Origin of the sequence: Cutibacterium sp. (assembly GCF_030525615.1) — a bacterium.
Lineage (GTDB): Bacteria > Actinomycetota > Actinomycetes > Propionibacteriales > Propionibacteriaceae > Cutibacterium.
Genome location: NZ_JAUNEJ010000002.1, coordinates 252,837 through 277,038 on the forward strand (window position 1 = coordinate 252,837; position 24,202 = coordinate 277,038).

18 protein-coding genes, 1 tRNA gene and 1 pseudogene are annotated in these 24,202 nt (G+C 59.2%); 15 read left to right on the forward strand and 5 right to left on the reverse strand.

From position 1 onward, the window contains the following. Window positions 1-48: 48 nt before the first annotated feature. Together murJ and Q4B98_RS04885 are read right to left on the reverse strand one after the other, a co-directional pair. Window positions 49-1,872 (reverse strand): murein biosynthesis integral membrane protein MurJ, encoded by a 1,824-nt coding sequence (murJ, locus tag Q4B98_RS04880; RefSeq protein ID WP_303195979.1) that lies wholly within the window; start codon window positions 1,870-1,872, stop codon window positions 49-51. Between the two features lie 7 nt (window positions 1,873-1,879). Then, window positions 1,880-3,154, reverse strand: a complete 1,275-nt coding sequence (locus tag Q4B98_RS04885) for an aspartate kinase (RefSeq protein WP_303195980.1) — start codon at window positions 3,152-3,154, stop codon at window positions 1,880-1,882. 177 nt (window positions 3,155-3,331) lie between these two features. Between Q4B98_RS04885 and Q4B98_RS04890 the strand changes: the two genes are divergently transcribed. The 5 genes and pseudogenes from Q4B98_RS04890 to Q4B98_RS04910 form a co-directional block, all read left to right on the forward strand. Next, a complete protein-coding gene (locus tag Q4B98_RS04890) occupies window positions 3,332-5,812 on the forward strand; it encodes a transglycosylase domain-containing protein (protein ID WP_303195981.1) in 2,481 nt (826 codons plus the stop codon). Between the two features lies 1 nt (window position 5,813). Further along, entirely contained in the window at window positions 5,814-6,716 is a 903-nt protein-coding gene (locus Q4B98_RS04895; RefSeq protein WP_303195982.1) for a metallophosphoesterase, read from the forward strand. An 80-nt stretch (window positions 6,717-6,796) separates the two neighbouring features. Further along, a tRNA-Pro gene (locus Q4B98_RS04900) sits at window positions 6,797-6,873 on the forward strand. A gap of 127 nt (window positions 6,874-7,000) precedes the next feature. Then, window positions 7,001-7,540: a type 1 glutamine amidotransferase domain-containing protein gene (locus Q4B98_RS04905; RefSeq protein ID WP_303195983.1), complete on the forward strand. Its 540-nt coding sequence runs from the start codon at window positions 7,001-7,003 to the stop codon at window positions 7,538-7,540. A 206-nt stretch (window positions 7,541-7,746) separates the two neighbouring features. Beyond that, window positions 7,747-8,425: pseudogene (locus Q4B98_RS04910) on the forward strand (oligopeptide/dipeptide ABC transporter ATP-binding protein); the annotation flags it as partial. A gap of 15 nt (window positions 8,426-8,440) precedes the next feature. Here Q4B98_RS04910 and gshAB read toward each other — a convergent pair. The 3 genes from gshAB to Q4B98_RS04925 all read right to left on the reverse strand — a co-directional run bounded on the left by gshAB (window position 8,441) and on the right by Q4B98_RS04925 (window position 12,695). Next, a complete protein-coding gene (gshAB, locus tag Q4B98_RS04915; protein WP_303195984.1) occupies window positions 8,441-10,696 on the reverse strand; it encodes a bifunctional glutamate--cysteine ligase GshA/glutathione synthetase GshB in 2,256 nt (751 codons plus the stop codon). A gap of 188 nt (window positions 10,697-10,884) precedes the next feature. Beyond that, entirely contained in the window at window positions 10,885-11,550 is a 666-nt protein-coding gene (locus Q4B98_RS04920) for a gamma-glutamyl-gamma-aminobutyrate hydrolase family protein (protein WP_303195985.1), read from the reverse strand. A gap of 899 nt (window positions 11,551-12,449) precedes the next feature. Then, entirely contained in the window at window positions 12,450-12,695 is a 246-nt protein-coding gene (locus Q4B98_RS04925; protein WP_303195986.1) for a type B 50S ribosomal protein L31, read from the reverse strand. Between the two features lie 120 nt (window positions 12,696-12,815). Here Q4B98_RS04925 and rpmB point away from each other — a divergent pair, with 120 nt between their 5' ends. From rpmB to cas3, 10 genes are all read left to right on the forward strand, one after another. Then, window positions 12,816-13,052, forward strand: coding sequence for a 50S ribosomal protein L28 (gene rpmB, locus Q4B98_RS04930; protein WP_303195987.1), 237 nt, complete (start codon window positions 12,816-12,818; stop codon window positions 13,050-13,052). 44 nt (window positions 13,053-13,096) lie between these two features. Then, a complete protein-coding gene (gene rpsN, locus Q4B98_RS04935; RefSeq protein WP_303195988.1) occupies window positions 13,097-13,357 on the forward strand; it encodes a 30S ribosomal protein S14 in 261 nt (86 codons plus the stop codon). A 4-nt stretch (window positions 13,358-13,361) separates the two neighbouring features. Continuing rightward, the gene (gene rpmF, locus Q4B98_RS04940) at window positions 13,362-13,532 is read left to right on the forward strand and encodes a 50S ribosomal protein L32 (RefSeq protein ID WP_303195989.1); all 171 of its coding nucleotides are present in this window, start codon (window positions 13,362-13,364) and stop codon (window positions 13,530-13,532) included. Window positions 13,533-13,675: 143 nt separating this feature from the next. Continuing rightward, window positions 13,676-14,041 (forward strand): FKBP-type peptidyl-prolyl cis-trans isomerase, encoded by a 366-nt coding sequence (locus tag Q4B98_RS04945; protein ID WP_303195990.1) that lies wholly within the window; start codon window positions 13,676-13,678, stop codon window positions 14,039-14,041. A gap of 392 nt (window positions 14,042-14,433) precedes the next feature. Further along, complete coding sequence (locus Q4B98_RS04950) at window positions 14,434-16,440, forward strand: urocanate hydratase (RefSeq protein WP_303195991.1); 2,007 nt, start codon at window positions 14,434-14,436, stop codon at window positions 16,438-16,440. Then, window positions 16,440-17,642 (forward strand): allantoate amidohydrolase, encoded by a 1,203-nt coding sequence (locus Q4B98_RS04955; RefSeq protein ID WP_303195992.1) that lies wholly within the window; start codon window positions 16,440-16,442, stop codon window positions 17,640-17,642. Before Q4B98_RS04950 ends, Q4B98_RS04955 begins: the two co-directional genes overlap by 1 nt. Then, on the forward strand, window positions 17,639-18,979 hold the full coding sequence (locus tag Q4B98_RS04960; protein WP_303195993.1) for a formimidoylglutamate deiminase: 1,341 nt from the start codon (window positions 17,639-17,641) through the stop codon (window positions 18,977-18,979). The genes Q4B98_RS04955 and Q4B98_RS04960 overlap by 4 nt, the downstream gene beginning before the upstream one ends. Next, window positions 18,976-20,166, forward strand: coding sequence for an imidazolonepropionase (hutI, locus tag Q4B98_RS04965; RefSeq protein ID WP_303195994.1), 1,191 nt, complete (start codon window positions 18,976-18,978; stop codon window positions 20,164-20,166). The genes Q4B98_RS04960 and hutI overlap by 4 nt, the downstream gene beginning before the upstream one ends. A 57-nt stretch (window positions 20,167-20,223) precedes the next feature. Beyond that, window positions 20,224-21,759, forward strand: a complete 1,536-nt coding sequence (hutH, locus tag Q4B98_RS04970) for a histidine ammonia-lyase (protein WP_303195995.1) — start codon at window positions 20,224-20,226, stop codon at window positions 21,757-21,759. Between the two features lie 190 nt (window positions 21,760-21,949). Next, the gene (gene cas3 / locus Q4B98_RS04975) at window positions 21,950-24,187 is read left to right on the forward strand and encodes a CRISPR-associated helicase Cas3' (RefSeq protein WP_303195996.1); all 2,238 of its coding nucleotides are present in this window, start codon (window positions 21,950-21,952) and stop codon (window positions 24,185-24,187) included. Window positions 24,188-24,202 lie beyond the last annotated feature (15 nt).

The window sequence follows — 24,202 nt, forward strand, 5'->3', positions numbered from 1 at the left end:
CCCCGTCTCTCTGACGACGTACTTCTGGCTACCGAACCGCTGACTAGCTCAGGCCTTGCGCGCAACCTTGCGCAAGAACGGCCTCAGTAGGTCCATAACCTCATCAATGTGCAGCACCTTTGCCATAACGAGGACGATCCCGATGAAGAGCACACCGCCAACGAGTGTTCCGCCAGCGTGGCCAATCCAGGCACCGTGCCCGGCAGCGTCAAGGCCGTGGGCAACGGCGTAGGTGGGAACGGCAGCAACGATCGACGCCAGGAACAGCTTGAGCCACAGCCGGTGGACCCTCCCCATGCCAATCCCGCCAAGCTGGCGAGAAGCAACAATGATCCACGCGACCGCTCCCACCAGGCTGGCGAGGGTCTGCGCCGCTGCCACGACGAGCAAGGCTGCCTGCGGGGGAAAAAGAAACATCGTCACCAGAATGATGAGTTGGGTGCCGGTAGCGACCGTCTGCATAATGAGGTTCAGTTTGCCGTCCTCGCGAGCGAAGCAGTAACGCTGCTGCAGAGTCGTAATACCAAAGGGCAACAGGCCAATACCCATAATCGCGACTGCCCCGGCCAGCCCATCGACCTGGCTGGGTTCCAGGGAGAAGACCGTCTGGACTCCCGGGCGAGCCAGCACCACCATAGCCAGGGAACACGGAATGATCGCCAAGGCGGGCATTTCCAGTCCCTGTCGTAGCAGTTTCTTCATAGCGGTGTCGTTGCCGTCAGCATTGGCTCGACTCATCCGGGGGAACAAAGCGGTAAGGATTGACGTCGTGATTAAGCTTTGCGGCAGCATGAAGATGAGAAAGGCGTTGTCGTAGGCACTGATTGATGACGACACCTCGGGATGCATGAGACGCACATGAGAGAGCATCTTCTTCATAATGATGCCAGCGAGTTGGGCGATGACCAATGCCGTGAAGGTCCATGCCGTGATACGCGCCGCTGCTCCCAGCCCGTAGCCACGAATACCCCACCGAGGCCGCCAGCGGAACCCGCCTCGGCGCAACGGGATAATGAGGAACAACCCCTGAATGACAATACCCAGGGTTGTCGTACCGGCCAGGACCCACACCATCTCCGGCGTCCAGGAAGCCGGGTCCGGATGGGCACCAAACTGCACCAGGAACCACACCAGACCGGCGATCTGCACGATGTTTGCCAGCACCGGACTCCACATGAACGAGGCGAACTGGTTTCGCGCGTTGAGGACCTGCCCAAGGATCGCATAAAGGCCGTAGAAAAAGATCTGCGGCATACAGATAAGGCCGAAGAACACCGTCAGGTGACGTGTCGCCCCGCTGGAAGAGAAGTAGAGATCGAGCAGCCACGGCGACGCCGCAGTCGCCACGATCGTCACGACGAGGACCGATAAAAAGGACACCGTCAGCAATCGGTCGACGAATTCTTGACCGCCGTCAGGCTGCTTCATCGCCTTAGTGATCTGCGGAATGAGGATGGCGTTCAAAACTCCCGCGCTCAGCAGGATGAACACCACATTCGGCAGTGTGTTGGCGGCCTGGAAGGCGTCGAGGGCCAACGAGGTACCTGCGGCAATGACGGTCAGCAGGTAGGTCCGGACGAATCCGAGGATTCGCGAGACCATTGTTCCAGCCGCCATCACCGCGCTTGCCCGAAGCAGCGACCCCTCTGCCGGGACATTCGCGGCAGCTGTCGGAACCTCAGCGTCAATCCGTGGAATGACCCGAGTGCGATCGATGTCGTCCTCGGGGTCCAGATGGGTCAGCGCATGGGATGAATAATCGACGCCGAAGGTCGTGGCGTCGATGTCAAGACTGTCGTAGACGTCGACTGGTGGAGCCGTCTCCGGGAGGTGAAGGAGGTCATAAACATCGTCGGCGCTAGGTCCAGCCATCGTCGCCTCAGCGGCCGGTCCCGGCGTAGACGACGGCTTCTCCCTCAGCGTCCAGCCCGAAGGCAGTGTGGGCTACACGCACGGCCTTGTCGACCTGATCGGCATCGACGACCACCGAGATCCGAATCTCCGAGGTCGAGATCATCTGCAAGTTGATGCCAGCGTCTGCCAAGGCGCGGAAAAAGGTCGAGGTGACGCCGGGGTGGGATCTCATGCCGACGCCGACCACAGACACCTTGCCGATCTGGTCGTTGTAGAGAATCTGCTCGTACCCGATCTCATCCTTGACAGCTTTTAGAGCACGGACAGCGGTCGGACCATCGCTCATTGGCAAAGTGAACGACAGATCGGTACGGCCATTCATCACCCGGGAAGCATTCTGGACGATCATGTCGATGTTGATGTCAGCGCGCGCGATGATGTCGAAGATCTGGGCGGCCCGACCCACCGCGTCGGGAATACCGGCGATGGTGATTTTGGCCTCCGAGCGGTCATGGGCCACGCCTGAAATAATGGCCTCTTCCATGTCAGATCCCTTCGTGATATCGGCAAGGTCCTTAACCCAGGTGCCGGGTTTGTCAGAGAACGAGGAGCGCACGTGAACCGGCACATCCTCGCGGCGGGCGTACTCGACGCAACGCAGATGGAGAATTTTCGCGCCACAGGCAGCCATCTCGAGCATTTCCTCGTAGGAGATCTCGGGGATACGGCGAGCACCGGTCACGATACGTGGGTCGGCGGTAAACACCCCATCGACGTCGGAGTAGATCTCGCAATAATCAGCGTGCAGCGAGCTGGCGAGCGCCACCGCAGTGGTGTCCGATGCACCGCGCCCCAAAGTGGTGACATCCTTCGTCGTCTGTGAAACACCTTGGAATCCCGCCACGATGACGACATCCCCGGCTTCCAAGGACGTCACTATGCGTCCAGGGGTGATGTCAATAATGCGGGCATTGCCATGGGCGGCGGTCGTGATGACACCAGCTTGTGAACCAGTGTAGGAACGTGCCGGGATCCCCAGATCGGACAAGGCCATCGCCAGCAGCGCGGCAGACTGACGCTCACCGGTTGTCAGGAGCATATCGAGTTCTCGCGGAGCTGGCTGAGGTGACACCTCAAGGGCCAGGTCCATCAGGTCGTCAGTGGTATCACCCATGGCAGAGATGACGACGACAACATCATTTCCGGCCTGCTTGGTTGCTGCAATCCGGCGCGCTACGCGCTTGATCGAGGCGGCGTCGGCCACCGAGGACCCGCCGAACTTCTGGACGACTCGCGTCATCTACCCTCCTGCCAGGTTTGTAACCGGCGTCAGACAGCGATCCCTCCGTGGTCAGAACGGGAGCGCCCCGGTCTGTTGCTGAACCACCATGACGTGACCGGAACCGTCAGGCGCGATTGCCACGATAGTAGGAACACACAGGTAAACCTGCGAACGACCGGCCTGTGGCATTCAGGTGTGTCTGAACTCTCACGTATTCTTAAGGTCATGCGCTCAGACAGGCAAGGCAAGCTTTATTCCTTGGCGATGTTCGGAATCGTCAGCATCCTGGCCGGATTGCTGGCAGCCGGGTTCGTCGTGCCTGTCGCCGCTGTGGCTGGCAGCACCACGAAGCTGGTGGCCACCAGCATGGAAGATCTGCCTGCGGAATTGATGAGTGCTTCGCAGGCCCAGAAGTCCCAGATCCTGATGGCAGACGGTTCAGTACTGGCCACCTTCTACGACGAGAACCGTGAGTACGTTCCGCTGTCAAAAATCTCCACGCAGATGCAGACCGCTCAGGTCGCCATTGAGGACAACCGCTTCTTCTCTCATGGTGCGATTGACCTCAAAGGCACCACCCGCGCATTGGTGACGAATCTTGCCGGATCAGCCCGTCAGGGTGGGTCGACCTTGACCCAGCAATACGTCAAGCAGATACGCATTGAGGCAGCCGTCGCGGCTGGCAACGAGGCGGGCGTCCAGGCCGCCCAAGAGCCCACAATCACCCGAAAAGTGCAGGAACTGCGTTACGCGGTGGCGCTGGAAAAGAAACTCTCCAAGAAGCAGATCTTGGAGCGTTACCTCAACATTGCCTATTACGGTGACGGCGCATATGGCGTCGAGGCGGCGGCCCACCATTATTTCGGGACGACGGCTGCCAATCTTGACCTTGCGCAGTCAGCCATGCTCGCTGGCATAGTGCAAAACCCGGTCGCTTATAATCCGGTGAACCACCCCGAGGCCGCCATGAACCGCCGAAACATCGTGTTAGGCCGCATGGCTCAACTCAAACTCATCAGCACCGACGAGGCTCGCGAGGCGGAGGCGGTCGTCTTCGACAAATCGAAGGTGGCCTATCCGAAGAACGGCTGCATTTCCTCAAAGTATCCCTTCGTCTGTGACTATGCCTACCGCTCCCTACTGACGATGCCCAGCTTGGGCAAGAACCCTTCCGAGCGGGCCAAGATGGTCAAACGTGGTGGTCTGACGATTCAGACGAATATCGACCCCAAGGCTCAGGATGCCGCCCAGAAGGCCGTCTCCGAGGTCGTTGGCCCCAAGGACCCGGTCATTGCTGGCACGGCAATTGTTCAGCCTGGTACCGGATTAATCATGGCGATGGCTCAGTCGCGTCCTGTCATGGGCCAGAAGCCCGGAGAAACCTATTACAACTACATGGCTCCCGCCTCCATGGGTGGAGCCACTGGTTTTCAGGCAGGTTCAACTTTTAAGGCTTTCACGGCGGCAGCAGCCCTCAAAAAGGGGATACCGATCAACAAGCGCTATGACGCCGAGTACCGAATGGACTTCACCGGAGAGACCTTCACTAATTGCAAGGGCAACTTCAAGTCGGGTCCCTTCCCGGTCAAAAACTCCACGAGCCGCTCAGGGGTCATGGATTTGAGTGAGGCTGCGGCGTGGTCGGTGAACACCTACTTCGTCCAGCTGGAACAAGAAGTCGGCATGTGTGACGTCACCAAGATGGCTCAAAACACTGGGGTCCAGCTTTCCAACGGCAAGGACATCGTCAGCAGTTTCCAGAATGTGCCGTCATTTACCCTTGGTACCGCATACGTGTCACCGCTGTCGATGGCTTCGGCCTACGCCACTTTTGCCTCGCGCGGTATCACGTGTGATCCGATCATTCTGAAGTCGGTCAAGAACCGTGATGGCTCTGCTCTCAAAGTGCCGACCGGCAACTGCAAACGAATCCTGCCGCAGAAGGTCGCAGACGGCGTCAACTCGGTGCTCTCCGGCGTGATGGACGCCACCGGCAGAGCTGCCACGATCCCGGGCGGTTACCCGCAGGCTGGTAAGACTGGTACGACCGATGATGGCGAGGCTGCCTGGTTTGACGGTTATACGCCGCAGGCTGCTGGTGTAGCCATGATCGCCGCTGACAGCGGCAACTCTTACTTCCGAGGTTCCGATTCGCGATCCATCAAGGGAATTCAGACATCAACTGGGGTCTACCTGAATGGTTCTGGTGGCAGTGATGCCGGCAAGATCTACCGGGCTGCCATGGCAGGTGTCCTCAAAGGCAAACCCAAGACGGACTTTGTCTCTCCCAGCGATGAGATCAGCTATGGCAAGCTCATCACGATCCCGAACACCGACAACATGACGTATTCCGAGGCCAAGGCTGCTATTGAAAAGGCCGGATTCCGAACAGAGAGGTGGCGTGTCTGGGACGACTCCGAACCGGGAACGTACCTCGGCTCGGATCCGGAGAGTAAGGCCCATGCCGGGAAAACCGTCGCACTCAAGGTGTCAAAGGGTCCAGAGCCAGAACCAGAGCCGACGTACGCTCCCCCGACGCGGCAAACTCAGCCAAAGAACTCGGCTACCGCCCAACCTAGGCAGAGTCCTCCCGCCCAGCAGAACCAGCCCCGCAGCAATAACGGCGGGGGGAATCGCGGCGGCCAGCAGCCCCCTGCCTCGACAAGACCACGCTGACATGAGACCTTTTCTGAAGGTGGCTGTCGGGGTCGGTGGAGTCGGAGTCGCTGGTGCGACCTATGGCGTCATTGAGGCCCATCGATTCGTGATACGTCACGTCGAGGTTCCGGTGCTCACGCCTGGTAGTTCATCCCTCCGGGTGCTACACATCTCGGACTTCCACATGCTGGCTCGTCAAAAGGCCAAGCGGGAGTTCATTCGTGGGTTGGCTGACCTCGAACCAGACCTCGTCATCGACACCGGCGACAACTTCTGTTCGGCTGACTCCCTACAGCCCCTCCTTGATGACATGAAAGGACTTTTGGGGTGTCCCGGAGCCTTCGTCTTTGGGTCGAATGATTATCTGGTGCCCGCCTTCAAGAACCCATTGTCGTATCTGTTGCATGGGCGTTCACAAGGGTCAGAGAGACCTGCACCGGAGCTTCCTCACGAGGAGTTGCGGCAAGCGTTCACCGACGCAGGCTGGCTAGACCTCAACGACAAGGCAGGCGAGGTGGAGGTGGCCGGCCATCGGCTTGCTTTCCGCGGTACCGACGACGCCCACCACGACCGAGACCATTATGAGAAGGTCGCGGGACCCGCAGATGGTGACGCAGACCTCAACATCGGCGTCACCCATGCGCCTTACCTCAAGATTCTTGACGCCATGGTCGGCGACGGCATGGACATCGTGTTCGCCGGGCACACCCACGGAGGACAGGTGTGTCTTCCCGGCAAAGGAGCCATTATCACCAACTGCGACCTGGACACCGGACGGGTCAAAGGATTGTCACAACACAGCAGCGATGGACGCACCGGATGGTTACACGTCTCGGCCGGAGTGGGGTGTTCCCCCTTCGCTCCATATCGGACGTTCTGCCGTCCGGAAGTTACACTTTTGACGCTTGTTTCACGGTCGTGATGACGATCGGCTTGGCGCTTTCACCCAAGCTAGGTTAAAGTATTCGATGGTCTTCCCACTGAGGAGGGTGACCGTGGTCACGGGGTGTGGCGCAGTTTGGTAGCGCGCTTCGTTCGGGACGAAGAGGTCGCAGGTTCAAATCCTGTCACCCCGACCATTCGGTTTTCTGTTCCCTGACAGTGATCGTCAGTAGGTATCTTCTTTCACCTCGTCACGCGGTACCGGAATACTTCCGTCTCCAGAGTCGTTGTCGTCACTGAACACGACTGAAGGAGGACATATACATGACTGCACGCGCACTCATCGCCGTCACCGACTTCGGCGTTGAAGAGGCTGAGATCGTTGAGCCCCTCAACGCTCTCAAGAAGGCTGGTATCGAGGTGACCGTCGCCTCCAACAGCGGCGAAAACATCCAGACCGTTACCGGCGACAAGAACTGGGCCTCCACCGTCGACGCCGACTCCAAGCTGTCTGACGCCAAAGCAGCCGACTACGACCTGCTCGTCATCCCCGGCGGCACCGTCAACGCGGATGCCCTGCGTGTCGACGAGGACGGCCGCCGTCTCGTCAAAGAGTTCTCCTCTGCTGGTAAGCCAGTCGGAGCCATCTGCCACGGACCGTGGGTCCTCATCGACGCGGGCGTAGCCAAGAGCAAGAAACTGACCTCCTATATCTCCATCCGCCCCGATCTTGAGAACGCCGGGGCGAACTGGGTGGACGAGGAGCTTGTCCGCTGCCCTGGCAACGACTGGGTGCTCATCACCTCACGCAACCCCAACGATCTTCCGGCCTTCACCAAGGCACTGGTCGACGAAGTCGCCTGACTTCACCTCATGACAAGGACTCTCACCCTCCGGTGAGAGTCCTATTTGCGTGCGCAGCGACGACAACTCGGGTGGAAAAACGACCTCGGTCTGAAATGCCAGCTCAAGGAAGCCGCTGCCGCTACGAACCCTGAAGAGGCCAACAAGCTCTATTAAGAGGCCGAGAAGATGTTGGCCGAAAACCCACCCACCATCCCGTTATGGACGACCTCTACCCAGGGGAAACTCTCGGTATCTTTGGAGAATCCGGCTGCGGCAAGTCCACCTTGGGAAGGCTGTTGGTGGCACTAGAACAACCGACCGCCGGCACGATTACCTCCGAGGGACGTGACGTCACCCACTTCAAGGGTTCTGAGATGCGCAAGCTGCGTCGTGATATCCAGATCGTCTTTCAAGACCCATACACCTCGTTGGATCCGCGTATGGCTGTCGGCGACATCGTCAGCGAACCTTTCCGCACCCACCCGGAGGCCGTTTCCCGCAGCAAGCGGACTGAGAGGGTTAAGGAACTCCTGGACCTGGTAGGTCCCGGAACACATCAACCGTTATCCGCACGAGTTTTCTGGTGGTCAGCGGCAGCGCATTGGTATCGCTCGCGGAATTGCTCTGCAGCCCAAGGTGCTGGTATGCGACCCGTCTTTACGCGGTGAAAAACACCAGGTTTTGCTAACTGGAGACGTGCCTTCCCCCGCCAATCCGCCCGCCGGATGCCGGTTCCACACCCGGTGTTGGTGAGCACCGCCGCTGTGCTCGGAAAAAGAAACCTCCTTAGACATGCACCCAGATGGCCAGGGAGAGCATGCCTGCCGATGTCATTTCGCCCAGATCTTTGACAAGGCTTCAGACGACGCAGAACCCAGCAGCTTGACACCACCTCATGAGTGAAAAAGCCCCCTATTCTCAAAATCGTTCCGGGAACAACAACTTGAGAACCGACATGGTTAACCGGCGACTCTTCCCTTGGTAAGGATAGATATGCATATGCATTGCGGGGTTGAAGTTCGCCTCGATTATTCCGTACGCTTCCGCGCCATCCGCAGGTTTTTCTTTGTCAGGAATAATCAAATCAATACCACTGATCCGTGCGTGCAATGCCGCCACCGCTTCGGTAGCGACCTTCTTGTACTCATCATTAAACTCATCGGTAACATCGATCGAGTCACCACCCGTGCTGATGTTAGAATTCTCCCGCAAGTAAACAACCTGCCCTTTTTCAGGCACAGAGTCTATGCCGTAGCCTTGTTTTCTCAACATCAACTGTTCCAACTCGCCTAGTTGTATCTTTTCCAACGGCGAGCGATGGTGGGTTCCCCGCAACGGATCTGCATTTTTCTCCGCCACTAATTCTTTAATTGTATGATGGCCATCTCCTACGACATTCGCGGGTATCCTTAGCAAAATCGCTTCAACCCGACCATCAATCACAAAAAACCGATACTCCGTCCCAGCAAGAAATTCCTCGACCAAAATCGACTGGTCTTCAGCAAAGGCCAGCCGAACGGCGTCTTGATAATCCTCTAACGAGGCGCCTTCCTCAAAAACCGAGACACCAACACCATAGTTAGTTGTCTTGGGCTTAACCACAAATCCTTTTCCGCTAAATTGCGGATATGCTCCCAGTGCCTTTTGTACGGAGTTGAATTCTGCCCCTAACGGGACCCGAAATCCGTTCTCGGACAAAATCTTCTTGGTGACGGTCTTATTGGCCATAATCAAAGGAACAATATATTGATCCTTGCTCGTCATGTTGCCATTTTTGACGTACTCAACATGCCCATCGGTGGACAGCTTCAAAAACTGGTCCGATTCATCTAATACCTCCACCTTGATTCCTCTTTGAATCGAATCAAACATCAAACTCTGCGTCGATAGTTCCATATCGGTGAAGCCCGCCAACTGATACGGCTTCTCCCACGCAGCTTTGTGGTAGGACAGCCCCAGTTCAGTTGCAACCTGGGCCTGACTGGACTCTTGACTTGCCTGATATAACCGACCAGCGAAGGTTTTACTCGGGTCCGCCAACATCGGCAGCAACTGATCTAGCAAAGGAACCGTCGACACACCAATCTCTTTGGCGAATGTACCGAGTTCGTCCGCGATCACTCGCGCTTCTTCAAGATAGACAGTCTGAGCTAGTGGGTGCTCCAACGCTACGTGCTCGTTTTTGCGGTCCCCCGCCTCGACCCACGCATCAGCATCAGCGCCTTCTTCTTTCGTGGCTAGATATAATAGGAACAGGTGCAAAAACTTCACCTGAGCTTGAGAAATTCCATACTCAGCGAAGGGATTTATATCAACATTGCGCAATTCAATGTAGCGAATTCCGGCAGTCGCCAAGTCAGCCACTTTTTGGCCGCCCCGCAAACGAACTGGTGAGTAAAACTCCTTTTCTTCAGAGAGCTTGCCAGTCTCTACCAACCGCGCAATATCTCCCAAATAGGCCTGAAGAGACGCATACGACACCTTCACATCCCCATGGTTCGTATATCCATACGAACTGTTACGAATACTGCGCACAGGCTCCTGTGGCCCAGAATCCCCAACAAAGTAATTGGCTTCTGTTTGCGGCGTCGCCCCGAAGAAATACGTTAAAAACCAACGATAGTGCAGGTAGTTGCGCGTGACCTTCAAATACAGCTCTGTTTTAAACTTTACGTAATCTGCTTCATCCGACTTAGCAAATAGTCTTCGTAAAAGCCCATCGCCAAATTCGAAATTGAAATGAATGCCGCTGACCATTTGCTTGCGCCGCCCGTACGTCTTTGCCAGGAACTGACGGTATCGGACGTCTTCATCACGATCCAGCTTTGCGATTGCGATATCATCTTCTTGTTCGGGTAACGTCGGCGGCATACTTAATGGCCACAGCATCTCGCCGGGTGTCATCGACCGATACGTAACATCATGGATCGCAGCCAGGTAACGAAACAACTCTTCCACGCCATCGGCAACTGGCGTAATCAATTCCAACTGATTTTCAGCAAAATCGGTCTGTATGTATGGGTGAAAGCTGCGATTACCCAGAGCTTTGGGATGGTCCGTTCCAGCGAAGCGCCCGTCCAAACGGACGCGCTGCGCCTCACGTTCAACCCCATAACGTCCATCGAACACGTAGGGACGTATATCTTCTTGTACCAGCAGTGATCTGAGTGTCATTTTATAGCCCTATTGTATCCGAATTCTTCTTATGATCGCCAACTCCACTCGTCTCGCAAGAGACCTAGGCCAGATCTGAATCCGCTTGCCTCGAGAACAGTTGCATTCGATACAATACCCCACCATACGACCTACTCCCATACCTTTCGGCTTTACGCGCAGATGAAAGTAAGCATAGGAATCTGAACTTAGGCCGAGCACAGATCCTTAATGAAGTACTGGAAGACGCGAGTCCCATCACCCATGTCGGGACGGGCATACCGACCTCTCATCCGTTCGGGATGCCATTGCGTTCCGATAATGGGAAGTTTATTGTGTTGCACCGCCTCAATCACGTTATCGTCACTCCACTGCACCGGAACGCAGCCATCCCCAAGGTCACGAATGGCCTGATGATGAGCACTGTTGACTCTCACCCTTTGAGTATAGATCGACGACAGAAAACTATGCGCCTTGACCGAAGTCTCATGAATGCGATCACCATGAGGTGTCCAGGTGTGTACTTCTCGGTCAATATCCTGTTGCAAAGAACCACCCAAGAACACGATGAGTAACTGTAGACCACGGCAGATACCAAAGAGCGGCAGCTTCTGATGGAGTGCCTGATCGATGACTTCCAACTCGTAGGAGTCATTGGCGTCATTCACATCTTCGGCTGCTACGTTTTTTTGGCCATACCGCAGCGGGTTGATGTCGGGTCCGCCTGGAATCACGACACCATCAAGTGTCGGCAACAGCTCTTCGTAACTCGTCGGGGTCAGTGTTACAGGTTGCGCATCGCAGGCACGTACCGCTTTGTGGTATTCCTTTGAAAACAGGACGCCCTCACCGGCAACAATCCCAATACGTTTCATAATTGCTTGATCCTAGGTCGATTCGATTGGCTTAACGGCTGCTGTACGCTGAATTTCAGATGTTTCAGAAACAGCTACACCGGCGCATTCGAAAACCTACGCGATCGTCGTAACCAATACTATTAATCTCAGCCTGAGGCGTGCTTGCTGCACTTTTATCACTGACGAATATTCCCAAAGAAAAGCCATCCGCTGTGTTTGACTTTCCCCTACCGTATGCGGATGCCCAGGAGGCACCGGTACCAGTGGGTGTAGCAGTAGCGGTCTTAGTGAAATGCACGGGAGTCCTTAGAAAGATAAAGTGACAGTTCGCAGGTAGCGAGAGCACGTATTAGATAACTAAGCTCACCGACAACACATTCGCAGCGGACAGGGAGCTGCCATCTGTGACTTCATGAACTCCCTCCTCATCCGTCTAGTCGTGTGGCTTGAGCCTACCGCAATGCGCCGTGAGTGCTCACATTTTGAGATGACACTTCACGGTGTGGTCGCTGCCTCAGTGTCGATGTCAAGCTTTTCGCTATGCAGGTTGGGGCCTTCGGCAGCAAGTTTGCTACCAGGTTCATGCCGCTGACCCTGGTCGCCGGGGTCTTCGTCTCGCTATTTCTGGGAAAGGCATTTTTCGCCGCCTGAGCAGCACCCGAGTCGCTGTGACGTCAGCTACGCCCACCCGCTGATAACACACAGCACCCGCCACCCCGAAGATCACCAAGGTGGCGGGCACCGCATTCAGGGACCGGACCCATGCCAGGGATCAGTCGGCATATCAATCAGCAACGGCACACTCTTCACTGCCGATCGTGTCCAGGTCGACCCGCGTCATCAGCGAGTCAATGAATCACCCCCAGTTCCAGTTTTTCGTCCATTCCGGGATACGCACTGTGTGCGGCTCCGAGGTCTCACTTCTTGCCGTAGCGACGATTGAACTTCTCGACCCGTCCAGCGGTGTCAACGATCTTGGTCTTGCCCGTATAGAAGGGGTGACTCGCCGAAGTGACATCGACGTCAATGACCGGGTAGGTATTCCCGTCCTCCCACTCGATCTCTTTCGAGCTGGTGGCAGTGGACCTCGTTAAGAAGGTCACGTCTGCCGAGATGTCCCGGAAGACCACGGGGTGATAGTCGGGATGGATGCCTTGTTTCATCGATCTCCTTCCGGCCTTGGGGTGTGCCCGTTCGGGGGCGTGCCTGCTAGCGAGTTCGTATCTCGTCTTTTGCAGTATATGATAATGATTCTCACCTGCAAAACATGATTGGAGAGACCCATGCCACGACGCTGTCAGGTCCGCGGCACCAAGCCGGGATTCGGAAACAACGTCTCGCACTCCCAACGCCACACCAAGCGACGCTGGAACCCGAACATCCAGAAGAAGCGCTACTGGGCGCCTTCATTGGGTAGACGCCTCACCCTCACCGTGACGCCCAAAGCAATCAAAGAAATCGACCATCGCGGTATCGATGTCGTCGTCGCTGAAATGCTCGCTCAAGGAGAGAAGATCTGATGGCCAAGAAATCCAAGATCGCCGCCCAGAAGAAACGCGAATAGTTGGTCGCCCAGTACGCCGAGCGGCGCGCTGAGCTCAAGGCCATCGTGAAGTCTCCAGCGTCCTCGTTGGACGAACGCATGGAGGCATCGCGTAAACTGTCGACCCTGCCGCGCGATTCCTCCCCCGTGCGGCTGCGTAACCGTGACCAGGTCGACGGACGTCCGCGTGGCTATGTCGGCAAGGCCGGTGTGTCCCGTATCCGTTTCCGTGAGATGGCCCACCGTGGCGAACTCCCCGGAATCACGAAATCAAGCTGGTGAGACCATGGCAGTACCGAAGCGCAAGAAGTCCCGTTCGACCACGCGTCATAGGCGGGCCCAGTGGAAGGCCACGCCAACACAACTGGTTGAGATCCGCGCTGAGGGCAGGGTCCTGCGGGTCCCGCGACATCTGGTCAAGGCCTACCACTCTGGGCTGATCCAGCCCGAGGACTGAGTCCTCGCACCCCTCGCATCCCTTGCATCCCTCGCAACCCGGGCGGTCCTGCGCGTCCGCTCGGGCGACGTCCGCACGACCACACCCCCGCACAGCCGCCTTCTTCATGCTCACAAAGGCGCTGACCCCGTAGGGTTGTTGTCATGAGCAAGCCAGAAGTGACCCTGCCCGATTCCGCCCCTGACGACCTCGTCATCGAGGACATCACACTCGGAGATGGCCCCGAAGCCTCCGCCGGTAACCTTGTCGAGGTCCATTACGTCGGAGTAGCCCTCAGCAATGGCCGCGAGTTTGATTCCTCGTGGAACCGTGGCGAACCACTGACTTTCCAGCTGGGTGCTGGCCAGGTGATCCCCGGATGGGATGACGGTGTTCAGGGCATGAAGGTCGGCGGACGACGCAAACTTGTCATCCCTGCTCATCTCGCCTATGGCCCGCAAGGTATTCCCGGCGTGATCGCTGGCGGCGAGACGCTGGTTTTCGTTTGCGACCTTGTCAACGTCATCTGAGATCACTCGCTCGCGCCCGGACCCTCACAGGGTCCGGGCGTCGTCGCATAATCGGGCTGTGAGGCCAACCAGGAGCAGGCACTCACGCTCTCTACGAGGAATTGCGATCGACGCGCGCCACGATGAACGCAAGGCCGCACTCATCCGCCCAGCCAAGACCCGTGTCCGCCCGACCAAGACCCGTGCCAACGATGTGGTCACAATGAACTAACAACGACATCTCCCCTTGTGCACCACCTGTGGTGATACCGTCGAGATATGTCTCATTGACGAGACGACCCACGGCGATCACACCGACGCGATTCGCCTCACACAGGGCAGTTGCGCGTGCCGTTTCACCGTTGTCATCGCGTCATGACGACACCACATGAGTACACATCTGGGGGCCATCGATGTACGACAACAGCAGCACTGCCGCAGCCATGACGATCAAGCTCGACGCCGAGTTCCCACCCGACCCGGTTTTCGAACCCGGAATCCGGCGAGCCCCGTCGCGCGGATTCCACCTCACCCCCGATCAGACCAAGATCGCGCTGCGCAATGCCCTGCGTTACCTTCCCCCGGAACTACATGAGAAGGCCGCCCCGGAATTCCTCGAAGAACTGCGCACCTACGGTCGTATTTACGCCTACCGGTGGCGTCCCGCTGGACACATCACAGGCCGCCCGATCGACCAATACCAAGGCCGCTGTATCGAAGGAAAAGCCTTCCAGGTACAGATTGACAACAATCTCGACTTTGATGTCGCCCTATATCCCTACGAGCTCGTCACCTATGGCGAAACTGGCAGTGTTTGCCAGAACTGGCTGCAATACCGACTCATCAAGAAGTACCTCACTCAGCTCACCGAAGACACCACTTTGGTCGTTATGAGCGGCCACCCGCTGGGACTCTTTCCCTCCCGCCCGGAGTCCCCGCGCGTCATCATCACCAATTCCCTCATGGTCGGCCATTTCGACAACCAGAAGGACTGGGAAATCTGCGAGGAAATGGGAGTCGCTAATTACGGTCAGATGACCGCCGGTGGCTGGATGTACATTGGCCCGCAGGGCATCGTCCATGGCACTTTCAACACCATTCTCAATGCCGGACGTATCCGTCTCGGAATCCCCGCTGACGGCGATCTGTCCGGTGTGCTCTTCGTGTCCTCGGGTTTGGGCGGTATGTCCGGTGCCCAGCCCAAGGCGGCCGAGATCGCCCACGCCGTCGGTGTCATTGCCGAGGTGGATATGTCGCGTATCCAAACCCGGCTCGACCAGGGCTGGGTCGGCCACGTGTCCGACGACCTCGACGAGGTTTTCACCCTGGCCAACAAGCACATCGACGAGCGCACCCCGATCTCGATCGCCTACCACGGCAATATCGTCGATCTGTTGCAATACGCCGTCGACAACCACATTGACATCCCGCTGTTGTCCGACCAGACCTCCTGCCATGCCGCCTACGACGGCGGTTACTGTCCACAGGGGTTGACCTTCGAGGAGCGCACCGAGCTGCTGGCCCGCGACCGCGACGAATACGCCCGTCGCGTCAACGAGACCCTGCGCAAGCACTTCGAGCTCATCCGCACTCTTACCGAACGCGGCACCTACTTCTTCGACTACGGCAACGCCTTCATGGCCACCGTCTTTGAATCTGGGGTGACCGAAATCGCCAAGGACGGGGATTCCCGCAACGGGTTCATCTGGCCGTCCTATGTCGAGGACATCATGGGACCCGAGCTCTTCGACTACGGTTACGGACCTTTCCGCTGGGTGTGTCTATCCGGCAAGCACGAAGACCTCATTGCCACTGACCGTGCCGCGATGGACTGTATCGACCCGAATCGCCGCGGCCAGGATCGCGACAACTACATCTGGATCCGTGACGCCGAGTCGAACAACCTCGTTGTCGGCACCCAGGCTCGCATTCTCTACCAGGACGCCAAGGGTCGTATGGACATCGCGTTACGGTTTAACCAGATGGTACGCAACGGCGAGATCGGACCGGTGATGTTGGGACGCGATCACCACGACGTTTCGGGCACCGACTCCCCCTTCCGTGAGACCGCCAACATCAAGGACGGCTCGAACGTCATGGCAGATATGGCTACCCAGTGCTTCGCCGGCAACGCCGCTCGTGGCATGAGCTTGGTGACCCTGCACAATGGCGGCGGAACGGGTATCGGCAATGCCATCAACGGCGGATTCGGTCTGGTTCTCGACGGTTCCGAACGTGTCGACGGGGTTATCCGCAGCTCCCTGCTGTGGGACGTCATGTGCGGTGTGGCCCGACGCGGCTGGGCCCGCAATGACCACTCCATTGAGACAGCCATCGAGTTCAACCGCGACCACGACGACGCTCAAATCACCGTGCCTTATCTGGTCGATGACTCCCTCGTCGACGGACTGGTGCGGTGATGACGACCTGGACTGCGGCAACCCTTCTGAACGACATCTCCGAGATCGGACGTAACCCGGATGGGTCCTACTCACGGTTCTGTCTTCTTCCTGACGAAGTGGCATTGCGGGAATGGTTCGTCGCAAAAGCCACCGAGCTGGGGTTAACGATCGTTACGGACATGAATGCCAACATCTGGGCGTGGTGGGGAATCCCCGGCCCGATGGCTGTCCTGACCGGCTCCCACCTGGACTCGGTTCCTGGCGGCGGGGCGTACGACGGACCCCTCGGTGTCGTCTCCTCCCTGGTGGCTGTGGCAAAGATGAAACAAGCCGGGGTCACGCCGTCGAAACCCTTTGCCGTCGTCGCAATGGCTGATGAGGAGGGTGCCCGATTCGCAATGCCCTGCCTGGGATCGCGGCTGGCCTCGGGCAAACTCACCAAGGCTGACGCCCACAAGCTCATCGCCCGGGACGGACAACCTCTTCCCGACGCCTGGAGGGAGGCCGGCCTGGACCCCGATCTCATCGCACCCGACGACGTTTTGCTCCACGCCTTCTGCTTCGTCGAGCTGCACGTCGAACAGGGCCGTGGGCTGGCTGATCTGGGCTATCCGGTCGCGATTGCCACGGCTGTGCGGCCACACGGACGCTGGCGCGCCGAATTCACCGGGCAGGGAAACCACGCCGGAACCACCCTCATCCCCGATCGCCACGACCCCGTCGTCCCGGTGGCCGAAACCATCCTGGCAGCCCGCGGGGCCGCAGAGCGGGAGGGCTGCGTGACGACCGTCGGGCGGATCAGTGTCGAACCGGGCGGCACCAACGTCATTGCTTCCGCCGCGACGATGTGGCTGGACTGTCGAGCCGAGGACCCTGAGACCGTCACGAGAGTCGTCGAGGACATCCAGAAAACCTCGCAAGAGGCCGCTGACAAGCAGGGATGTCGAGTCGTCTGGACCCGTGAGTCGTGGACAAATCGCACCGTCTTCGACGATGGCCTGCGCAACCGGATACTCCAGGTTCTCGGCGAGGACACCCCGCAGCTGTCGACGGGGGCTGGCCACGACGCCGCCACCTTGGCCACGGCGATACCCACCGCAATGCTCTTCGTCCGCAATCCCACCGGGGCCTCCCACTGCCGGGACGAATCAGCCAGCGACGAGGATTGCGAGGCGGGTGCGGAAGCGTTGCGAGCAGTGTTGGAGGAGCTGGTCAGATGAGTGAATGGTTCTTCCCCAGGGTGCTCGTCGCGGGGAGGATTGCGCACAATGTGCGTGTTCGCAGCGATGGCGACGTCATCACCGACATCACAGTCGATACTCAACCCGATCGCCACACCTTCAACGGCGTCGCGGTTCCCGGATTCGCCAACACACACTCTCACGTCTTTCACCGCGGGCTGCGGGGAGCAGGAGAGGGCGAGGATTTCTGGTCGTGGCGCAGGGAGATGTACCGGCTCGCCAACCGTCTCGTCCCAGATTCCTACTATCGGCTGGCACGAGCAGCCTTCGCCGAAATGGTGGCCGCTGGATACACCAGCGTGGGCGAGTTCCACTACGTTCATCACCAGCCCGACGGCACCCTTTACCCACATCACGACATGGAGCTGGCCCTTGTCAACGCTGCTTTGGACGCAGGTATCCGGATTACCCTGCTCGACACCTGCTACCTACACGCCGGTCCGGGAGTCCCGCTGGGCGAGGAGCAGGCACGATTCAGTGACGGCGACGTCGCGGGCTGGTTGGAGCGCTGGCACGCCCTGAGGGAGGCCATGCCCGAGTCCCCCTTGGTGAGGCTGGGAGCGGCCTTGCATTCGGTGCGGGCCGTGAGTCCTGACGAGATGGCCACGGCCGTGTCTGGATTACCGGAGCGGGCGCCTATTCACATCCACGTCTCCGAACAACCACGCGAGAACGAGGAGTGTCAGGTCGCCTACGGATTGACGCCCACCGCCGTTCTGGAGCGTGCCGGGGTGCTGTCCGACCGAACTACGGTCGTCCATGCCACCCACCTGAGTGACGACGACATTGCCATGATCGCGCGGTCCAACACCATCGTCTCGCTCTGCCCGACCACTGAGGCTGATCTGGGTGACGGTATCGCGCGGGTCAAGGACCTACTCGACGCCGGGGTGCGTCTGACGATCGGCACTGATGAGGATGTTGTCACCGACCCCTTCGCCGAGTTGCGGATGGTGGAGTCCACTGCGCGGCTGGTATCCGGAACGCGAGGAGTCATCGACTGCGACGTGTTGTGGAAAATCGGCTCTCGGAATGGGGTGGAGAGCTTGTATCCGGCAGCGGGGCCGCGTTCGTACCAAACTTCCACACCTGCTTGCGGCGGTGCCGGGCTGGCTGTGGGCGACCCGGCTGACATCGTTGTTGTCGATCCCTCGTCACCGCGTCTGGCCGGGGTGGACCCGACTCGCTGGCCGTTGGTGGCAGCAGCCGAGGACGTCACCGCCACCATCATCGCCGGCGAGTGGATCCGACGCGGCGACACCACCGCCGAGGATCTACGCCATGTACTTGACGAGCTGAGAGGTCGTGACTCGTGAGCGTCATCATCAACAACATCGGCCTGTTGGTCACCAATGATCCATCATTCGGCAACGACGATCTCGGGCAGATTCGTGACGCGGCCGTCATCATTGACAAAGACCGAATTGCCTGGGTCGGCCACGGCGTTGAGGCTCCTGCCGCTGATTACCAGGCCGACATGGCGGGAGCCTGCGTCATTCCCGGCTTTGTCGATTCCCACAGTCACCCGGTCTTCGCCGGTGACCGCAGCGATGAGTTCGACGCGCGGATGAACGGGCAGAAATATCAGGCCGGCGGAATCCTGCGCACAGTTCGATGCACCCGGGAGGCGTCTGTCGGGGTACTCGACGCCGTCATGACCGGGATTCTCGACGAGATGGCTCGCAGTGGAACCACGACGGTGGAGGCCAAGACGGGTTATGGTCTGGACGTCGAAACCGAGGTCAAGTTGGCCCGGATCGCCAGCTCTCACACCGACGAAGTGACCTTCCTGGGTGCCCACGTCGTCGGACCCGAATACCAACCTGACGAGTACGTCGAGCTGGTATGTGGGGACATGCTGCAGGCCGTACGCCCCTATGTGCGCTGGATTGACGTCTTCTGCGAGACCGGGGCCTTCGACCCCGACCAAACCATGCAAATCCTGCACGCAGGTAAGGAGGCTGGGCTGGGGCTTCGTCTCCATGCTGCCCAATTGGGGCCTTCCGAGGTCATCCCGCAGGCGTGCGAACTGGGTGTGACGTCGATCGACCACTGCACTTTCCTGTCCGACGAAGACATTGACGCCATGAAGGCCACGAACACGGTGGCCACCCTGTTGCCGGGTGCCGAGTTCAGCACCAAGCAGCCCTATCCTGACGCCAGGCGTCTCATTGACGCCGGTGTAAGGGTGGCCCTCGCCACTGACTGCAATCCGGGAACTGCTTTCACCTCGTCCATGCCGTTCTGCCTTGCTATCGCAGTACGGGAGATGGGTATGACGCCGGAGCAGGCTCTATGGTCGGCCACGGCAGGAAGCGCAGCAGCCCTTCACCGGGACGACGTGGGGGTCATCAAGCCGGGGGCCCGGGCAGATTTGGTGAGTTTGGCGGCCCCGTCGTGGCTACATCTCATGTATCGCCCAGGAGTTCCCCTCATCGACAAGGTCTGCCGAGGCGGACGATTGCTGAGGCGGGACCAGCCGAGGCTGCGACTCGACGGCTGACAAGCACGAGCGCTGCCGCAAACGATCAGAACGCGACAACCATCAGGAAGGACGACTATGAATCCAACCACCGTTGACGTCGGCGCACCACTCACTCCCCGCGACATCGTCGCCATTGCCCGGCTTGGTGCTCGGGTGACGGTCGGTGAGGAGGCAATGAGGCGGGTCAAACGGGCCTCTGACTTGGTGGCAAGCCTGGCGGATGACCCCAATCCCCATTACGGAATCTCCACCGGATTCGGTGCCTTGGCTTCCACCCGAGTGCCGCGTGACCACCGCGTCGCCCTGCAGCACTCTCTCATTCGTTCCCACGCCGCCTCCACCGGGCCTCACGTGGAGACCGAGGTCATCCGCGCCATGATGGCACTGCGCCTCAAGACCATGGCGTCTGGGCACACCGGGGTGCGTCCGGAGGTGGTCACCGCCTATGCCGACCTGCTTAATTCGGGTCTGGTTCCGGTCGTCGGCGAGTACGGGTCACTGGGCTGCTCGGGTGATCTCGCGCCTTTGGCCCACTGCGCTCTGGCCCTCACCGGCGAGGGGACGGTGCTAACACCCGACGGAGACGAAGTTGACGCTGCCACCGGCTTGGACCAGGCCGGGCTGAAGCCGATCTCCCTGCGCGAGAAGGAGGGTTTGGCCCTCATCAACGGCACCGACGGTATGCTCGGCCAGCTCATAATGGCGCTGGCTGACCTTGACGTGCTCGTCCCTACGGCCGACCTGGCCGCTGCGATGACGGTGCAGGCTCTCTGTGGTATTGACCGCGTTTTCGCCCCCGATCTGCAGGCTCTGCGACCTCACCCTGGCCAAGCCGTCTCGGCTGCCAACATTTTCGCCCTGCTGGAGGGTTCCGACCTCATCCAGGCCGGTCGCGAGGGTGCTGCCAAGCGGGTTCAGGACGCCTATTCGCTGCGGTGTGCCCCGCAGGTCCATGGTGCGGTCCGCGACACGATGGCCCACGCCTTGCAGGTGGCCAAGGTCGAGTTGGATTCAGCCGTCGACAACCCCGTCATTACTGACGACATGCGGGTTGAGTCCAACGGCAACTTCCACGGTGCTCCCGTGGCATATGTGCTGGACTTCCTGGCGATCGCAGCGGCGGACCTGGCGTCGATGAGTGAGCGTCGCACCGACCGTATGCTCGACCCGGCACGCAACCGCGACTTACACCCCTTCCTCGCCGACGATCCTGGCGTCGACTCGGGGCACATGATTGCTCAATACACCCAGGCCGGCATTGTGTCGGAAATGAAACGGCTCGCCGTCCCTGCGTCGGTGGATTCCATTCCGACGTCGGCCATGCAGGAAGACCACGTCTCGATGGGATGGTCGGCTGCCCGCAAACTGCGCCGTGGGATTGATGGAATGGGAGCGGTCATTGGTATCGAGATTCTCACCGCCGCGAAGGCCATTCAGATGCGCGGTTTGAGGCCATCGTCGCCAGTGGCTGCCGTCATCGAACGAATGCGTCAGACGATCCCCGGCCCCGGACCAGACCGCTTCCTGGCCCCGGAAATCGACGAAGCTCACCGCTTGGTCGCTTCTGGTGAACTCCTTGAAGTGGCGCGTCAGAAAGCGCGGGTGCGCTGACCCTTCCACGCTCGTTGGTGCCGGTAGCGTCGGAGGTGTCCTACCAGCCGTTGTTCGGTTGACCCTGCCGGGGTCGTCCTCTGCGGGGCTGTCATCGGCGCCACTGGATGTACCCCCAAACGCCATTGAACTTATTGTGGGGAAACCACAGTAGTATGTCGGTGTCAACATCAACCGCAAGGAGGCGCGGGTGCTCAACACGTGGTCTGCCGCAGCACGGTCCTGCTGGGGTAAGACAAATGAGTCAGGGGACTGGTTGCCGGTCGTTCAGCACCTTGAAGACGCTGCCGGCGTCATGGACGCGGTGGTGTGGGACCTCCAGCCGCAATCCATCCGCTCACTCCTAGCCGACAGCCTCGGCGGAGAACACGCCGCCCGCACGTTCGAATGCTTTCTGGCAGGAATCCATGACGTTGGCAAGATCAGCGCCGACTTCGCTTACAAGGCGCGGTTTCCCCGCCCCAACGGTACATCAACAAGCTACCTGTGCGATCAGATGGAACGGCGGGGGTTTGTCATCAAGAACCCTGAGGATCCCGTCCCGCACGGCGCACTGGGCCAGATTCACGTCAAGAACTGGCTGCTCGACCGCTACCTCCACGCCGAGTCCCGATGTGCTCGTAAGATTGCTTTGCGATGTGCCCGGAATATCGCTTCCATCATCGGCGGTCACCACGGCACGAATCCGACGAACGGTGACATAAAGGACTACGAGCGGTCACTGGATTGCGAACACCATCTCTGGGCAGCCACCCGTGATGAGGTCTTGGACACCATGGCCGCGCATACCGGTGCCGACAAGTTCCTGCCCGTCTGGATGGGCACCGAGATTCCAATCCAGGTACAGGTCCTCTCCGAGGCTCTGGTCATCATCGCCGACTGGATTGCCAGCTCAGAATCCTTATTCCGCTACGATTTCAGCACGCCGACAGCCGAACGAGTGAGAAGGGCCGTCGCCACCCTCCGGCTACCGCCCCCGTGGCAGCCCGCCGCCCACCCGGACTGCGTGGACGAGTTGTTCTGTACCAGTTTCCCTTCCTTGGCTCATGGCTCCCCCAATGCCATGCAACGCGCTGCGGTTGAGGCTGCGTCCACCATGATCGAACCCGGCTTGCTCATCCTCGAGGCCCCCATGGGGCAAGGCAAAACCGAAGCGGCACTCATGTGCGCCCATGTGCTCGCCGACAGATTCGGACTTGGCGGGGTCTTTTTCGGACTGCCGACGATGGCGACCTCCAATCCCATGTTCGATCGGGTACGTGAGTGGCTGGACGCAGTGCCGGCTGCCAACCCGTCAAGTATCACCTTGGCGCACTCGAAAGCAGCGCTCAACAAGGACTACGCAGCGCTCATGCCATGGAACGACACCATGGCTGTTTATGACGAGGGCGTCGACCGACAGCAAGCGTCGGCAATCGTCCACGAGTGGTTCCTTGGCCGTAAGCGCACAATCCTCGCCGATCATGTGGTCGGGACTATCGACCAGGCACTCTTCACCGGCCTCAAGGCTAAACACGTCGTGCTGCGCCATCTTGGCCTGGCGAGCAAGGTCGTCATTATCGACGAGGTACACGCCGCCGACGTCTACATGCGCGAGTACCTCAAGGTTGTCCTGGAATGGCTCGGTGCCTACCGCACACCCGTCATTCTCATGTCCGCAACGTTGCCACCGTCCCAACGCAGGGAACTCACGTCTGCCTATGACAAGGGACGTCACGGATCACCAGACTCAAAGGTGACTCTCCCGTCGACCGACGGATATCCGCTCGTTACCTCGGTGTCTGGCGACGTTACCCAGCGAACCTCCTCGGCACCGGCTCGACAAATCGTCATTGATCCCATCGGGGACTCTCTTGACGAGCTCATCGACCTCATCACCGACCGAATGTCCCATGGCGGCTGCGTCGGCTTCATTCGCGACACTGTTGCCCGGGCTCAGGAGACTTTCGATGTCCTCAATACCCGCCTCGACTGCGAGGTTGTGCTCGTCCATTCCCGTTTCGTGGCCCCGCAGCGGGCACGTCGTGAAGCCGCTTTAGTCCGGCGTCTGGGGCGCTCCGGAAAAGACCGTCCCAGCCGGATAGTGGTCGTCGGAACGCAGGTTCTAGAGCAGTCCCTCGACGTCGACTTCGATTTGCTTGTCAGCGACATCGCTCCGATGGATCTTCTGCTGCAACGCGTCGGTCGACTCCATCGGCATGATCGGGACCGCCCAGAACCCATGCGCGAGGCCACCTGTTTAGTCACCGGCGTCGATACCTGGCAGGAGGACGGCCCCCAATTCAGCCGAGGTATTGAGCTGGTGTACGAACCGGAATGCCTGCTGCGCACCGCCGCCATTCTCGACGACCTGCCTGGTGGACTCGTCACCCTTCCCCAGGACATTCCGCGACTGGTCCGCAAAGCCTACGAAGAGCACTTCGCGTGACCGAGCGCATGGGCG

Bases quoted from the DNA above. Each gene is read 5' to 3' on its own strand.
- murJ (WP_303195979.1), bottom strand. From the start codon at position 1,872: ATGGCTGGACCTAGCGCCGACGATGTTTATGACCTCCTTCACCTCCCG.
- Q4B98_RS04885 (WP_303195980.1), bottom strand. From the start codon at position 3,154: ATGACGCGAGTCGTCCAGAAGTTCGGCGGGTCCTCGGTGGCCGACGCC.
- Q4B98_RS04895 (WP_303195982.1), top strand. From the start codon at position 5,814: ATGAGACCTTTTCTGAAGGTGGCTGTCGGGGTCGGTGGAGTCGGAGTC.
- Q4B98_RS04905 (WP_303195983.1), top strand. From the start codon at position 7,001: ATGACTGCACGCGCACTCATCGCCGTCACCGACTTCGGCGTTGAAGAG.
- gshAB (WP_303195984.1), bottom strand. From the start codon at position 10,696: ATGACACTCAGATCACTGCTGGTACAAGAAGATATACGTCCCTACGTG.
- Q4B98_RS04920 (WP_303195985.1), bottom strand. From the start codon at position 11,550: ATGAAACGTATTGGGATTGTTGCCGGTGAGGGCGTCCTGTTTTCAAAG.
- Q4B98_RS04925 (WP_303195986.1), bottom strand. From the start codon at position 12,695: ATGAAACAAGGCATCCATCCCGACTATCACCCCGTGGTCTTCCGGGAC.
- rpmB (WP_303195987.1), top strand. From the start codon at position 12,816: ATGCCACGACGCTGTCAGGTCCGCGGCACCAAGCCGGGATTCGGAAAC.
- rpmF (WP_303195989.1), top strand. From the start codon at position 13,362: ATGGCAGTACCGAAGCGCAAGAAGTCCCGTTCGACCACGCGTCATAGG.
- Q4B98_RS04945 (WP_303195990.1), top strand. From the start codon at position 13,676: ATGAGCAAGCCAGAAGTGACCCTGCCCGATTCCGCCCCTGACGACCTC.
- Q4B98_RS04950 (WP_303195991.1), top strand. From the start codon at position 14,434: ATGTACGACAACAGCAGCACTGCCGCAGCCATGACGATCAAGCTCGAC.
- Q4B98_RS04955 (WP_303195992.1), top strand. From the start codon at position 16,440: ATGACGACCTGGACTGCGGCAACCCTTCTGAACGACATCTCCGAGATC.
- Q4B98_RS04960 (WP_303195993.1), top strand. From the start codon at position 17,639: ATGAGTGAATGGTTCTTCCCCAGGGTGCTCGTCGCGGGGAGGATTGCG.
- hutH (WP_303195995.1), top strand. From the start codon at position 20,224: ATGAATCCAACCACCGTTGACGTCGGCGCACCACTCACTCCCCGCGAC.